The organism is Planotetraspora sp. A-T 1434 (genome assembly GCF_025420585.1).
In the GTDB taxonomy this organism is placed as follows: Bacteria; Actinomycetota; Actinomycetes; order Streptosporangiales; family Streptosporangiaceae; genus JAOEGB01.
In genome coordinates this window covers 29,447-43,877 of record NZ_JAOEGB010000016.1, presented here as the reverse complement: position 1 = coordinate 43,877, position 14,431 = coordinate 29,447, and the positions used below count along the sequence as shown (strand labels likewise).

Sequence of the window (14,431 nt, the reverse complement as noted above, 5' to 3'; positions counted from 1 at the left end):
GTCGGTCGCATGGTTCGCTCTGTTCTCGTCACCGGTGGAAATCGCGGCATCGGCCTCGCGATCGCTCGCGAGCTGGCCGCCGCGGGAGACGCGGTCGCCGTCACCTATCGCTCCGGCGAGCCCCCCGAGGGGCTGTTCGGCGTCCGCTGCGACGTGACGAGCTCCGCCGACGTGGACGCCGCCTTCGAGAAGGCCGAGGCCGAGCACGGCCCGGTGGAGATCGTGGTCGCGAACGCCGGCATCACCAAGGACACGCTGCTGCCGATGATGAAGGAGGAGACCTTCACCGACGTCATCGACACGAACCTGACCGGCGCCTACCGCGTGGCCAAGCGGGCCGTCCGGCCCATGCTCCGGCTCAGGCGCGGCCGGATCATCCTGATCTCCTCGGTGGTCGGCCTGCTCGGGTCGGCCGGGCAGACGAACTACGCCGCCTCCAAGGCGGGCATGGTCGGCTTCGGCCGGTCCCTGGCCCGGGAGCTCGGCTCTCGCGGCATCACGGTCAACGTGGTGGCGCCCGGGTTCGTCGAGACCGACATGACCGCCGTGCTGGACGACGCCCAGCAGGAGCAGATCCGTAAGAGCATCCCGCTCGGCCGGCAGGCCAAGGCGGAAGAGATCGCCCGGGTCGTCAGATTCCTGGCGAGCGACGACGCCTCCTACATCACCGGCGCGGTCATCCCGGTGGACGGCGGCCTCGGCATGGGCCACTGAGTCATCGGCACCGGGTCGCGAGCGGCCCGCGCGCATCCCGGACGGACGAGAGACTGGAGCTGAACATGGGTTTGCTGGAAGGGAAGCGACTGCTGGTCACCGGCGTCCTCACCGACTCCTCGATCGCTTTCAACGTCGCCAAGCTCGCCCAGGAGGAAGGCGCCCAGGTCGTGCTCACCGGCTTCGGCCGCCTGAGCCTGGTCGAGCGCATCGCCAAGCGGCTCCCCGAACCGCCGCCCGTCGTCGAGCTCGACGTGCAGGACACCGAGCATCTCGACACCCTCGCCGACCGCGTGGGCGCCCACGTCGACGGGCTCGACGGCGTCGTCCACTCCATCGGCTTCGCCCCGCAGACCGCCCTGGGCGGCAACTTCCTCAACACCACGTGGGAGGACGTCGCGACGGCCGTGCACGTCTCGACGTTCTCGTTCAAGTCGCTCGCGGTCGCCTGCCTCCCGTTGATGAAGGAGGGCGGCGCGGTCGTCGGGCTCGACTTCGACGCGACCAAGGCGTGGCCGGTCTACGACTGGATGGGCGTGGCCAAGGCCGGTCTGGAGTCCTGCTCCCGCTACCTCGCCCGTGACCTGGGCAAGCACGGCATCCGGGTGAACCTGGTCGCCGCCGGCCCGCTGCGAACCATGGCCGCCAAGAGCATCCCGGGGTTCCAGGAGTTCGAGGAGAGCTGGCCGGCGAAGGCCCCGCTCGGCTGGGACCTCGCCGACACGGCCCCGGCGGCCAAGGCGTGCCTCGCGCTGCTGTCCGATTGGTTCCCCGCCACCACCGGCGAGATCGTCCACGTCGACGGCGGCGTCCACGCCATGGGCGTCTGACCCCGGACCTGAGCCCTAGAAGATCCGGCGCAGGATCCTGGCCGCGGTACGGGTCAGCAGTTCGACCTGCTCCTCGCTGTATCCCGCGTGCCCGCTGCCGCGCAGGACCCGGGACACCGTCCTCGGGTACGCCAGGACGAGCCCCTCGGCGACGACAACACGGGGGCGGCCGGCCGTGAAGAGCTTGCCGCCGTGCACCGCGAGGACCGGCTGGATCTCCACGTCGATCCCCGACTCACGGGAGAGCAGGCCCGTCATGGCGGCCGCCGCGTCGGTCAGCCCCTTGGCGACCGCGGAGCCGTTCTTCTCGTCGAAGAACAGCTTCCCGCCGAACTGGGCGATGTGGACGTCGGGCCCCCACGCCTCGTTGTCGACGATCCACACACCACCCGGACCGATCACCAGGTGGTCGATCGACGCCTCTCCGGGTACGGCCCGGCCGTCCAGGACGCTGTAGCCGTACTTCGCGAGGCCGCGGCGGAGCAGGCGGCCGGTGCGGACCTCGCCGCGGCGCTTGCCCCGCCACACGGCCGTCCTCTCGTGATCCCACCAGGTGAACAGCAGGTCGCCGCCCGCCGCGACCGCCGCGCCCAGCGGAGCCATCAGGATCAGGGGAAGCGAGAACCGGATGGCGAGCAGGGCTCCCGTCACGGCCCCGATGCCGGTGATCCACCGCCTGCGCCGCAGTCGCGTGGGACGAGCCTCGGTCCAGAATTTCTCGTACCACCACTGCGGGGAGCTTCCGTGAAACTTCTCATCCGGAGAGACGTAGATCGATCCGCTCGGCAACCGGCACCCCCGAGGTGACTGGCAGCTATATCCCTTGATCATTCATATACGCGAATGATGGGGACATATCTAGACAGGTTAGGGAAGTAAGCCGACAGGGTGACACGGAATAGGGCGAATCGCCCACCAGGCGTCACATCACTCAATGGAGCACCACAAGAGGGCGCCCTTGCCGCGTGATCATGCACATGTTCCCACGCGCACCGTCCTGCCTGGCGCTTTGTGGAGCGTGATCATGCGCATGTTCCCGCACGCACCGTCCCACCTGGTGCTTTGCGTGGCGTGACCATGCATGACGAGTAGCGCCCCACGGACAGGCACTGCATGATCACAAACAGTGCCGGCCCTGATCAGACCGCGTACGGCGGAATCCATGCATGATCACAATCCGGGGAACCCCACGGGAACCCCACGTCCCCGAGCTTCCTGGGAAACCTTGCATGATCACGGCGATGGTTGGCTGGCCGGCTCCCTAGGCGAGGCGGTGGCGTCCGGAGGCGCTGGGGAGTCCGATGCCGCCTTCCAGGGGGATCGACTCGTGCCTCTCCGTGCGGGCGCGCCGCGCCGAGACCACGCGTGTCGCCAGCACCGCCGACAGCAGCAGCACCGCCGTCAGGGCGGTCCCCACCGCGTCGTACGGCTGCTGCGGCCGGACGGGGTCGGCCCTCATCTGGCCGGTCAGCCTGGGGACGTCCTGCCCCGGCCAGAGCAGCGGGATGCCGGCGTCCCTGTCGGGGTCGACGTGCGGAGCGGGGGCGACGCCCTGGCCGCCCGCCGGGATGAACCCCGGCAGGTCCACCGGCGGCCGATAGGGCTCGACCGGGAGCGCTCCGTCCGGCGGGCCGGTGGTGACCGGCTTGGGCCGCCCCGGAGCCTGCGCGCTCCCCGGCGGCTCGTCCGCGTCGCCGGAGTCGCACTGCGCCCCGCCGAGGACCGGGAGGCACGTGTTCTGGACGGTCCCCGTCAGGCCCTCGGTGAGCGCCCCACTTCCCGGCAGGCCCGCGGACGCGCCGCCGGATGATCCGCCGGACGAGCCACCAGCTGTCCCTCCCGACGTTCCGCCCGATGTCCCGCCCGATGCGCCACCGGAGGAGCCGTTTGAGCCTGTCGTAGCGCCCTTCACCGTGTCCGTGACCGTGGCGACCGTCTTGTCCACTGCCTTGTCGAGAGTGCCGCCCGCCGCCTGGGCGGCGCCCTCGACCGCGCCTCCGGCCGACCCGGCCGCGCCGCCCACTGCGCCGCCCACTGCGCCGCCCACTGCGCCGCCCACTGCGCCGCCCACTGCGCCGCCCACTGCGCCACCCGCGGTGTCGACGGTGTCGTCCACGGCCTTGGTGACGGGCGCCGTCGCGCCACCGGTCGCGCTGTCCACCGCGTCGGTCACGCCGTCCACGACCGAGCACAGGCTGCTGGTCACCCCGCCGATCAGACCGCCCCCCGTGCAGTCGAGCGCGTGCGCGGGCCCCGCGGCCGCCAAGGGGATTCCTCCGCTGAGGGCGATCGCCAGTGCTCCGGCAGAGATCGTGGAGGTCTTACGTAAGAGCCCCATTTATCCCCCTTTAGCCACCCAAGTGTCCAACCTCCGCTATGCCCCACACTCTTCGCTTGAGCGCTGAAGTTTGCAGCGGAAAGTTGCAATTCGGTATCGATGCGTGATACGCGAGGTCGATTCTCGTTCTTATCGCGCTCGCGCGGTCCAGCCACCGCCGCGTCCCTCGCGGCCCTTGGGAATGCCGCCTTCAATGGGTGTGAGCCCCGCCAGGCGAAGGCGGGGCATCAGGCGGGATCGGAGACGTCGTCAAGGGCCTCGCGGATCTCCCAGGGGAGGGTGAGCTTCTCGGCCTGCAGCACGCCGAGGAGCTGGGCGTGGGTGCGGGCGCCCACGATCGCGGACGACACGCCCGGGCGGTCGCGTACCCAGGAAAGTGCGACCGAGAGCGGTGAGACGCCGAGGCCCTCCGCGGCTGTGGTCACCGACTCGACGATCCGGCGGCAGCGCTCGTCGAGATAGGGCTGGACGAACTCGGCGAAATGCGGCGTGGCCGCCCGTGAGTCCGCCGGGATTCCGGTGCGGTACTTGCCCGTCAGCACGCCCCGCCCGAGCGGTGACCAGGCGAGGACGCCCGCCCCGACATGCCCGGCCGCGGGCAGCAGCTCCACCTCCGCGTCGCGGGCGAGCAGGGAGTACTCCACCTGGGCGGTCACGATGGGGGCACGCGACTCGCCGGACCGCTGCCAGACGGCCGCCGCGGCGAGTTGCCAGCCGGTGTAGTTGCACACGCCGGCGTAAGCCGTACGGCCCGTCGAGACCGCGAAATCGACGGCGGCGAGCGTCTCCTCCAGGGGGATGTCGGGGTCGAACGCGTGCAGCTGCCACAGGTCGACCTCGTCCAGCCCGAGCCGGCCCAGCGAGGCGTCGAGCGCCCTCACGAGGTGGCGGCGGGAGCCGTTCCGGCCGCCATCGGGGGTGAGCACGGCCTTGGTGGCGATCACCAGGTCGGCGCGCGGCACCACGTCGCGGATCAGCCTGCCGATCAGGCGCTCGGCGTCGCCCCCGCCGTAGACGTCGGCGGTGTCGATCAGCGTGCCACCGGCCTCGGCGAACGCGGTGAGCTGCGCCGTCGCCTCCTCCGCCGAGGTGTCGCGGGCCCAGGTCATCGTGCCGAGCCCGATCCTGGACACCGAGAGACCGCTGCGCCCGACAAATCGCTGATCCATTGTCGGGTAAGACTAGCCGATAGGCTGTCCGCACCATGGATGTACTTCAGGCCATCGTGCTGGGCATCGTGCAGGGATTGACGGAGTTCCTGCCCATCTCCAGCTCCGCCCACCTGCTGATCGTGCCCAAGCTCGCCGGATGGGGCGACCCCGGCGCGGCGTTCACCGCCGTCATCCAGCTCGGCACGATGCTGGCGGTTCTGATCTACTTCTGGCGCGACATCGTGCGGATCTTCTGGACTTGGCTGCGCAGCCTGTGGACGCCGGACCTCCGCGACGACCTCGACGCGAGGATGGGCTGGTACATCGGCCTGGGGACCATCCCGATCAGCGTCGCGGGCCTGCTGTTCAAGGACGCGATCGAGGGCCCGGCCCGCAACCTGTGGCTGAACGCGAGCATGCTGATCGTCTTCGGCCTGCTGCTGCTCGTCGCCGATCAGGTGGGGCGCAAGAAGAAGGACGTCGCCGACCTGAACCTCCGCGACGGCCTCATCATCGGCGCCTGGCAGATGCTGCCGCTCGTCCCCGGCGCCTCCCGCTCGGGCTCCACGATGACCGGCGCCCTGTTCCTCGGCTACACGCGCGAGGCCGCCGCGCGATACTCGTTCCTGCTCTCGATCCCGGCGGTGATCCTGTCGGGCCTCTTCGAGCTCCGCCACGTGGGCGACGGCGGCGGGGTGCCCGTGGCGCCGACCCTGATCGCGACCGTGATCTCCTTCGTCGTCGGGTACGCCTCGATCGCCTGGCTGCTGCGCTACGTCGCCAGGCACTCGACGATCGTGTTCGTGGTCTACCGGGTCTTCGCCGGCACGTTCCTGCTCACGCTGCTCAGCCTTGGCGTGATCTCGTCATGACGACCGTCCTCCTCGTACGGCACGGCCTCACCGCCATGACCGGGCCCGTCCTGGCGGGATGGACGCCCGGGGTCCACCTGGACGAGCGGGGCCGCGAGCAGGCCGAGGCTCTGGCCGGGCGGCTCGGGCCCCTGGAGCTCGACGCGATCGTCTCCAGCCCCCTGGAGCGGTGCCAGGAGACGGCGGCGGCCATCGCCCGCGGCCGGGCCGTTTCCGTGGAGACCGATGACCGGTTCGGGGAGTGCGGCTACGGCGACTGGACCGGCAGGCCGCTGAAGGAGCTGGCCAAGGAGCCGCTCTGGCAGGTCGTGCAGGCCCACCCCAGCGCGGCGGTGTTCCCCGGTGGCGAGGCCCTGGCGGACACCCAGAGCCGGGCCGTGCGGGCCGTACGGGACTGGAACGAGCGGCTGGGCGAGAAGGCCACCTACCTCGTCTGCAGCCACGGCGACGTGATCAAGGCCATCGTGGCGGACGCGCTCGGCCTCCATCTGGACCAGTTCCAGCGGATCACCGCCGACCCGGCCTCCGTCACGGTGATCCGCTACACCCCCCTGCGCCCGTTCCTGCTCAGATCCAACGACGTGGGGGGCGATGTGGCCAATCTGGTGCCTCCCAGCGGGGTTCCGGAGCACAAAGACGGGGGAGAAAACCTCACCGGGAGCGATGCCGCCGTCGGCGGCGGACCCGGGACGACATAGGGTCGGGCTATGCCGGTCTTCGACTACGATCCGCCTGACAGGTTCGTGGCCGGTGCCGTGGGGCAACCGGGGGCACGAACCTTTTTCCTGCAAGCCCGTGGGCGGGGCAGGATCACGACGGTAGCACTCGAGAAGTTCCAGGTCGCCGTGCTCGCGGACCGGCTTGACGAGTTGCTCGACGAGGTGCTGCGCCGCAGTGGCGGCCGCGCCCCCGTCCCCGCCATGGCCCCGGCAGACCTGACCGACGAGGGCCCGCTGGACCTGCCGATCGACGAGGATTTCCGCGTGGGCACCATGGCCCTCGCCTGGGACCCCGAGACCGCACAGGTGATCATCGAGGCGCAGGAGGCCACCGACGCGGACGAGGACGAGGTGGAGGACGAGCCGATCGTGGACGACCGGCCCGAGCCCGCCGTCCTCCGCGTCCGGATCAGCGCCGCCGCCGCGCGCGCGTTCAGCCGCCGCGCGCTGGACATCGTCGCCGCGGGCCGCCCGCCGTGCCCGCTGTGCGGCCAGCCCCTGGACGCCGAGGGCCACATCTGTGTCCGCCTCAACGGCCACCACCCCGGGGGTTTGTCAGCGTGAGGGAGCGAAGCAGCGCGATTATCGTCGCCGAGGTCTGGCGGGGAACTGAATGACAGCGGAGGGCGAGCCGAGCATCAGTGACGAAGACGGGCCGGGGCTGGACGACGCCACGGCCATGCGCCTACTGCGGGACGGCACGCTGGACGTGGCCGGCAGGCTGATCGAGGCCACCAACATGACGCTCTACTGCTCGATACGCAACGGCGCGCACGCCGCGGCGTGCGTGTACAAGCCGGTGCGCGGCGAGCGCCCGCTGTGGGACTTCCCCGACGGCACGCTCGCCGCCCGGGAGGTGGCCGCCTACGAGGTGGCCGCGGCCACGGGCTGGCGCATCGTGCCGCCGACCGTCTACCGCGACGGCCCTCTGGGGCCGGGCATGGTGCAGCTCTGGATCGACACCGACCCGGAGACCGACCTGCTCGCCCTGGTCCGCAGCCGCCACCCCGCCCTGCGCCGGATGGCCGTGTTCGACGCCGTGGTCAACAACGCCGACCGCAAGGGCGGCCACCTGCTGCCGTTACGGGACGGGCACATCTACGGCGTGGACCACGGCGTGTGCTTCGCGGCCGACGACAAGCTGCGGACCGTGCTGTGGCAGTGGCGCGGCAAGCCGCTCCCGCGCGAGGCGGTCACCGTGCTGGTCAACCTGGAGCGCGAGATCGAGCGCGGCCGTCTCGGCCGGCGGCTGCGGGAGCTGCTCGCTCCCGCCGAGGTGGAGGCCACGTGGGAGCGGGTCAGGCGGCTGCTGGACACCGGCATCCATCCCTATCCGTCGGAAGACTGGCCGGCGATCCCCTGGCCCCCGATTTAGGCGACTTGCGCAAACTGCGTGGATTGTGCACTCTGCAGAAGGTCTCTACCGATTCTGGAGGGAACGCGCATTGTGTACGGTCATCGTGAGCGTGGAGCCGGAAGCCGAGGCTCCGGTGCTCCTCGTGGGGGTACGTGACGAGTTCGTCACGCGGCCGTGGATGTCCCCGGTGCCCTACTGGCCCGAGTACCCCGGCCTGGTCGGCGGCAGGGACCTCATGGCGGGCGGCACGTGGCTGGCGGCCGACCCGGCCGGCCGGAGGGTCGCCGCGCTGCTGAACGGCCGGGGCGCCCTCGCTCCCCAGGAGGTCCGCCGCTCCCGTGGTGACCTGCCCCTGCGCGCCGCCGTCGCGGGTGAGCTCCCACCGGTCGATCTCCCCGTGTACGACCCCTTTCACCTCGTGGTCGCGGGCCTCGACGGCGTGCGGATCTGGAGCTGGAACGGAGAGCGGCTCACCGAGGAGAAGCTCCCCGCCGGTGTGCACATGCTGGTCAACACCGGGTGGGAACGCGGCGACGACAACGCCCGCGTCGCCTGTTTCCGGTCCCGGTTCGCGGCAGCCGTACGGCCGCGGTGGCCGGGAAGCGGCTCGACGGAGCGGTTCTGGGGCGAATGGCTTCCCCTGGCGTCCGGCGCCGGGCTCGCCCACGACGACCCGAGGGCCCTGCTCGTCCGGCAGAAGCTGGATGACGGGCGGATCTTCGCGACGCTGTCCGTCACCCTGATCGCCCTGGCTGAGGGCGGCATGCGCTACGACTTCTGCCCCCAGCCGGACGATCCGGCATCCTGGCACGAGGTTCGCACTCCCGGCTGATCCGACATCACCAAGCGCGGATAGGCTTCACACCATGCGATCGTGGTCTGCTCCGAACGTCCCCAGGCTGCCCGGTTCGGGCCTTCCGCTGCGCCTGTACGACACCGCCGCCCGCGAGGTCCGCGAGACCCGCCCCACGGGCGAGGCCAGGATGTACGTCTGCGGCATCACCCCCTACGACGCGACCCATCTGGGGCATGCCAACACCTACCTCGCCTTCGACCTGGTCAACCGGGTGTGGCGGGACGCGGGCCACGACGTCCACTACACGCAGAACGCCACGGACGTGGACGATCCGCTCCTTGAGCGTGCCCAGGCCACGGGGGTCGACTGGCAGGCCCTGGCCGAGCGGGAGATCGATCTGTACCGGTCCGACATGGAGGCCCTGCGGATCCTGCCGCCACGGGAGTACGTCGGGGTCACGGAGATCATCGAAGAGATCGCGGACCTCGTCGGCCGGCTGACCGAGCGGGGGGCCACCTACGAGCTGGACGGAGACGTGTACTTCTCGGTCGCCGCGGCGCCCAAGTTCGGCGCCGTCTCCGGCTACTCCGAGGAGCGGATGCTGGAGCTGTTCCCCGAGCGCGGCGGCGACCCCGGCCGCGAGGGCAAGCGCCACCCGCTCGACTGGCTGCTGTGGCGGGCGGAGCGCGCGCACGAGCCGTCGTGGCCCGCGCCGTTCGGCCCCGGCCGCCCCGGCTGGCACGTGGAGTGTACGGCGATCGCCCTGCGTAACCTCGGCAGCGGGTTCGACGTCGCGGGCGGCGGCTCCGACCTGATCTTCCCCCACCACGAGATGGGGGCCTCGGAGGGCCATGTGGCCACGGGGGAGTGGCCGTTCGCCAGGGCGTACGTGCATGCCGGGATGGTCGGCCTCGACGGGGAGAAGATGTCGAAGTCGAAGGGCAACCTCGTCTTCGTCTCCAAGCTCCGGCAGACGGCCGACCCCATGGCCGTACGGCTGGCGCTGCTGGCCCACCATTACCGCTCCGACTGGGAGTGGACCCCCGGCCAGCTCGCCGAGGCCGAGGCCAGGCTGGCCCGGTGGCGCGCCGCCTTCGCCCGGCCGTCCGGCCCGGACGCGACAGCCGTACTGGCCGGAGTGCGCGAGCGGATGGCCGACGACCTGGACGCGCCGGGGGCCCTGGCCGTCATCGACCAGTGGGCGGCGGAGGAGGGGGACGACCCGGCCGCTCCGGGTCTGGTCCGCGACATCGCCGACAGCCTGCTCGGAGTCGCGGTCGGCGTCGGCTAGCGCCTTGGGCTGACGCGCTGATCGGCGACGGCGCGGTGCCGGTGACGCGGTGCCGGTGACGCGCTTTGAGTGAGCGCGGTGACGCGGTGATCGGCGTCGCGATGATCGATGACGCCGGTCAGCGGGCGTGAGCGGCGGCTGAGCGGCGGCTGAGAAGGGTCACAGGATGCTGGCATCCAACCGTTACCGATGACGCCCGCGACTGCCCTGATGGCGACATAGCGTCCATATTGACCAGCGGGGGAGATGGGGACGTCAGTGAAGCGCATCATGGGACTGGTTTCCTTGGCGGCGGTCGTGCTGCTCGCGGCCTGCTCGGCCGGCGTCGAGGAACCGGCCACCAGGACGGGAGCCTCGGCCAGTCCTTCCGTCACTGCCCCCTCACAGAAGGTCCTGCACAGCGCCAATCTGCGGCTCGTCGCCAACGTTCCCCTGGAGGCGCCGTTCGACGGGCCCGAGTCCTGGGGCACCGATCTCGCCTTCCAAGGGAACTACGCCTTCGTCGGCAACTACGACGGGTTCACGGTCTTCGACATCAGCGACCCGGAGAAGCCCTTGGTGGTCACCCGGGTGCTCTGCCCCGCCGGACAGAACGACGTCTCCGTCTACGGGAATCTGCTGTTCCTCTCCGTGGATGAGCCGAGGGCGGGGGAGGGCTGCGAGAGCGGGCGCGGTGACCCGTCGCTGGAGACGTCCTGGGAGGGCATCCGGATCTTCGACATCAGCGACGTGGGCAACCCGCGGTACGTGAAGGCCGTCCGCACCGAGTGCGGCTCGCACACGCACGCGCTGATCCCCGGTCCGGAGATCGACTATCTCTACGTCTCGTCTCCCGGCCCCATCCCGGACACCGCCAACTGCGGCCCCCCGCACGAGATGATCTCGATCGTCGAGGTGCCGGTGAACGACCCGGCAGCCGCCCGGGTCGCGGCGACCCCGACGTTGTTCGAAGGACGTGACGCCGGCAAGTTCGGAGGCTGTCACGACATGACCGTCTATCCGGAGAAGAAGCTGGCGGCCGGGGCGTGCTACGGGGACGGCATCCTGCTGGACATCGCCGAACCGCTGCGGCCCAAGGTGCTCCAGCAGGTCAGCGACCACGAGAACTTTTCTGTCTGGCACTCAGCCACCTTCAACAACGACGGCACGAAGGTCGTCTTCACCGACGAACTCGGGGGCGGCCAGTCGCCCATGTGCACCGCCGACATCCCGCACAACAAGGGCGGGGACGCCATCTACGAGATCACCGCCGACCGCAAGCTGGTCCGGCTGGGCCTTTACAAGATCCCGAGAGTGCAGTCGGATACGGAGAACTGCGTGGCCCACAACGGCTCACTCGTCCCGGTCCCGGGGAAGGACATCCTCGTCCAGGCCTGGTACCAGGGCGGGGTGTCCGTGTGGGACTTCACCGACCCCGCCGCCCCGAGTGAGATCGCATACTTCGACAGGGAGGCGCTCCCCGGCGCCCACACGCTCGGCGGCTCATGGTCGGCCTACTACTACAACGGCTACATCTACTCCAGCGACATCACCAAGGGCCTCGACGTCTTGAAGGTCACCGACCCCCGTACCGACCCCGCCAACGACATCCACCTGAAGGGCCTCAACGCCCAGACCCAGGAGTCGTACTAGCCGTGGTGCCGTCTAGCTGCCGGTCTTCAGCCGGGTAAGGCCGGGCGTCCGTGGGTACGTGTCGCTGTCGCAGCCGTACGCAAAGCACCTGGTTTCCGCTTGCCCGCCGCGCCGCCTGCCGTGTGCCCGCGCCGTGTGCCCGCGCCGTGTGCCGCATGCCCTTCTGCGCCGCCCGGCCGTCCGCGCTGCTTTGCCTGCGCCTGTACCGCTTGCCGCCTGCGCCGCTGTCTGCCGCTTGTCGTGCGTGCCGCTTGCGCTGCTTGCCACCTACCCGCTCGTGTTGCTTGTCCGCCTACTGTCGCCCGCCCGGCCCCCCGCGCCCTCCCAGCCCACGCGTCTGGGCGCGTCGGTTTCTCGACCGTCCCGCCGCTGCCTGCCTGCTGCTGAGCGGGTGTGTTCTAAGCGGGCGTGGCTCCCGGCCTGGCGAGTAGCTTGTCCGAGGCGCAAGGTAGATCTTTTCTACGCCCTTCTGACCTGCTGGTTTGTATTTGATCTCGCCCGGGTTTGTCGTAGGTGCTGGATAGCGTGAGGGCAGTTCTTGAGATCCGCTGGAGCGTGGGGGAGGCGCCGTCGATGGCCGAGTCGCCGATCGATGTATTGGGTTCCCTTCGTGCGGCGGGCGCTTCGAGGCGCGGGCTGCCCGAGGTCCTCAAGGGCACCGTGCTGGACCCTGACTACGTCCCGCCGCAGCGCTCGGCCGACGATGCGGACGGCAGCGCCTGGCAGCACGCGCCGGGCGGCTGGAAGGCATACCAGAAGTTCGTCCGGGCGTCGTCGCCCGCCGCCGGTAGCTTCGCGGGCGCCTCGGGTCGCTCCGTGAGCCCGAGTGGTCCAGCCCGCTTCTCCGACGACGCGTGCGGCGGCGAACCCTCCGATGGCGTCGTCTCAGGGTCTCCAACCTCGGCTGCTGGGCCTGCCGGGTCGACTGGGTCCGCCCGCTGGGGCGAATCGGGGCCGCCTGCGGATCCGGGGCCCGCATGGTCTGGGGCCGCAGGCTGCGGCGATCGCGTGGGGGCCGGTGAATCGGTCGGGTCGCCGGGAGGGTCGTCGGGGTCGGGCGGGCCGGTGGGGTCGGGGGTGCTGGTGGCGGAGTTGCGGGAGCTGGCGTCCCGGTTGGCGGTGGCCGACCTTCCCGACACCGCCGGGGTGTGTCTGGCCGAGGTTGAGGAGTTGCTGTACGCGCGGGACCGGTTGGTCTCGGCGGTCGCCGCGCGGGTGGGCCGGGTTCACGCGGCGGGGGAGGCCAGGAGTGTTGGGTATGCCTCGACGGGGACGTGGCTGCGTGGTGCGGCGGGGATGACGGGTGCGGGGGCGTCGCGGCTGCTCCGGCTGGCCACGGAGCTGGCCCGGCTGCCTGTGGTGCGAGGGCGGTTCGCAGCCGGCACCCTGGCTGAGGGGTCGGTTGATGCGATCACCCAGGTGACCTCCGGGTTGACCGATGAGCAGGTCGGGCTGGTGGAGCAGATCCTGGTGGACCTGGCCGACCATGCCACCCCGGCTGAGATCGCCAAGGCGGGGCGGTATCTGCGGGAGCTGCTCGATCCCGGCAGCCTGGACGATGAGGCGGATGCTGATTACGCGGCGCGGTTCCTGCTGGTCCGCCCCTCCTCCACCGGCGGGGTGGAGGGAGAGTTCCGGCTGCCGCGTGAGGCGGCCGCCCGGCTGCGGGAGTTCCTGGCCGCCTACGCCCGCCCGAAGGGCAAGGACGATGACCGGCCGCTGCGGGTGCGGCAGGCTGACGCGCTGGCGGCGTTGTTGAGCAAGAAGGTCAGCACCGAACTGCTGGTCCTGGTCCGCGCCGAATCCCTCCCCGACGACCCCACGCCCACCCCCACCAACCCCGCCCGCACTAACCGCACTCCGGACAACCCCGCCGGCTGCGATCACAGTACCCCGGCCGCCGACCCCACCGCCCACCGCGCTGCCGACCCCAACGGCGGCGACCGCGCCGACTCAGGCGCGGCCCGCATGAGTGCTCGGAGTGCCGGTGCGGGAGAAGAGCCGGTCACCGGGGCCTGCCACAGCGCCGGCGCGACCGCGACCGCTGACGCGGACTCCACCGGGGCAGATGCCGGACGTGGGACTGCGGAAACCAGCGTGGACACGAGCGCGGAGGCGGGTGCCGAGAACGACGCGGACCCGAGCGCGGCGGCGGGTGTCGGCAACGACGTAGGCGCGGGTGCCGGTGCGGACGCTGCCGGTGCCGGTGAGGGGACGGGGGCGGGTGCGGGTGCGGACGCTGGCGGCGGCGCGGGGGTGGGGGATGCGGCGTGTGGGAGGTGTGGGCACCACCCCGACCGGCTCGCGCCCGGGCTGCTGATCGCGACCGGGCAACTGCTGCCGATCTCCGACGTGCACCGGCTGGCCCGCACCTCCCGCCTGATCCGCATGGTCGTGGACGCCAAGGGACAGGTCCTGAACATGGGCCGCGCGGTACGGCTGGCCACCCCCGCCCAACGCCAGGCGTTGATCGCCCGCTACGCCACCTGCTACTGCGACGGCTGCGCGATCCCCGCCGACATGGCCGAGATCGACCACGTCAACGGGTGGATCAACGGCAGCGCCACCGACCTGGAGGACATGGCCCCCGCCTGCACCTGGCACAACCGGGACAAAGCCGCCCACCCCGACCGCTACACCACCCACCGTAACCCCGACGGTACCTGGACCCTCACCCACCTCGGCAGAAAAGGCCGCTACGCCGCCCGATTCCGAACCTGAGCAGGAACAG

General features: G+C 71.0%; 13 protein-coding genes. 10 read left to right on the top strand and 3 right to left on the bottom strand.

Features of this window, described 5'->3' with window-relative positions:
• The first annotated feature begins 9 nt into the window (after positions 1–9).
• Complete coding sequence (fabG, locus tag N5079_RS21200) at positions 10–714, top strand: 3-oxoacyl-[acyl-carrier-protein] reductase (RefSeq protein WP_261585694.1); 705 nt, start codon at positions 10–12, stop codon at positions 712–714.
• 65 nt (positions 715–779) lie between these two features.
• Complete coding sequence (gene fabI, locus N5079_RS21195; RefSeq protein ID WP_261585693.1) at positions 780–1,544, top strand: enoyl-ACP reductase FabI; 765 nt, start codon at positions 780–782, stop codon at positions 1,542–1,544.
• Positions 1,545–1,559: 15 nt separating this feature from the next.
• Here fabI and N5079_RS21190 read toward each other — a convergent pair whose 3' ends face one another.
• The 3 genes from N5079_RS21190 to N5079_RS21180 form a co-directional block, all read right to left on the bottom strand.
• Complete coding sequence (locus tag N5079_RS21190) at positions 1,560–2,333, bottom strand: nuclease-related domain-containing protein (protein WP_261585692.1); 774 nt, start codon at positions 2,331–2,333, stop codon at positions 1,560–1,562.
• A gap of 472 nt (positions 2,334–2,805) precedes the next feature.
• Positions 2,806–3,882 carry a hypothetical protein gene (locus N5079_RS21185; protein WP_261585691.1) on the bottom strand — a complete coding sequence of 359 codons (1,077 nt, stop codon included), beginning with the start codon at positions 3,880–3,882 and terminating at the stop codon, positions 2,806–2,808.
• 227 nt (positions 3,883–4,109) lie between these two features.
• Positions 4,110–5,051 carry an aldo/keto reductase gene (locus N5079_RS21180; RefSeq protein WP_261585690.1) on the bottom strand — a complete coding sequence of 314 codons (942 nt, stop codon included), beginning with the start codon at positions 5,049–5,051 and terminating at the stop codon, positions 4,110–4,112.
• A 35-nt stretch (positions 5,052–5,086) separates the two neighbouring features.
• On the opposite strand from N5079_RS21180, the gene N5079_RS21175 reads away from it, so the two are divergent.
• From N5079_RS21175 to N5079_RS21140, 8 genes are all read left to right on the top strand, one after another.
• Entirely contained in the window at positions 5,087–5,905 is an 819-nt protein-coding gene (locus N5079_RS21175) for an undecaprenyl-diphosphate phosphatase (protein ID WP_261585689.1), read from the top strand.
• On the top strand, positions 5,902–6,603 hold the full coding sequence (locus N5079_RS21170; protein ID WP_261585688.1) for a histidine phosphatase family protein: 702 nt from the start codon (positions 5,902–5,904) through the stop codon (positions 6,601–6,603). The genes N5079_RS21175 and N5079_RS21170 overlap by 4 nt, the downstream gene beginning before the upstream one ends.
• Positions 6,604–6,612: 9 nt before the next feature.
• On the top strand, positions 6,613–7,188 hold the full coding sequence (locus tag N5079_RS21165; RefSeq protein WP_261585687.1) for a DUF3090 domain-containing protein: 576 nt from the start codon (positions 6,613–6,615) through the stop codon (positions 7,186–7,188).
• A 49-nt stretch (positions 7,189–7,237) separates the two neighbouring features.
• Positions 7,238–7,999: an SCO1664 family protein gene (locus N5079_RS21160; RefSeq protein ID WP_261585686.1), complete on the top strand. Its 762-nt coding sequence runs from the start codon at positions 7,238–7,240 to the stop codon at positions 7,997–7,999.
• Between the two features lie 25 nt (positions 8,000–8,024).
• Complete coding sequence (locus N5079_RS21155) at positions 8,025–8,813, top strand: NRDE family protein (protein ID WP_261585685.1); 789 nt, start codon at positions 8,025–8,027, stop codon at positions 8,811–8,813.
• 34 nt (positions 8,814–8,847) lie between these two features.
• Positions 8,848–10,068, top strand: a complete 1,221-nt coding sequence (mshC, locus tag N5079_RS21150) for a cysteine--1-D-myo-inosityl 2-amino-2-deoxy-alpha-D-glucopyranoside ligase (protein WP_261585684.1) — start codon at positions 8,848–8,850, stop codon at positions 10,066–10,068.
• Between the two features lie 270 nt (positions 10,069–10,338).
• Complete coding sequence (locus tag N5079_RS21145; protein ID WP_261585683.1) at positions 10,339–11,700, top strand: LVIVD repeat-containing protein; 1,362 nt, start codon at positions 10,339–10,341, stop codon at positions 11,698–11,700.
• A gap of 525 nt (positions 11,701–12,225) precedes the next feature.
• Entirely contained in the window at positions 12,226–14,421 is a 2,196-nt protein-coding gene (locus N5079_RS21140; RefSeq protein ID WP_261585682.1) for an HNH endonuclease signature motif containing protein, read from the top strand.
• Positions 14,422–14,431: the final 10 nt, after the last annotated feature.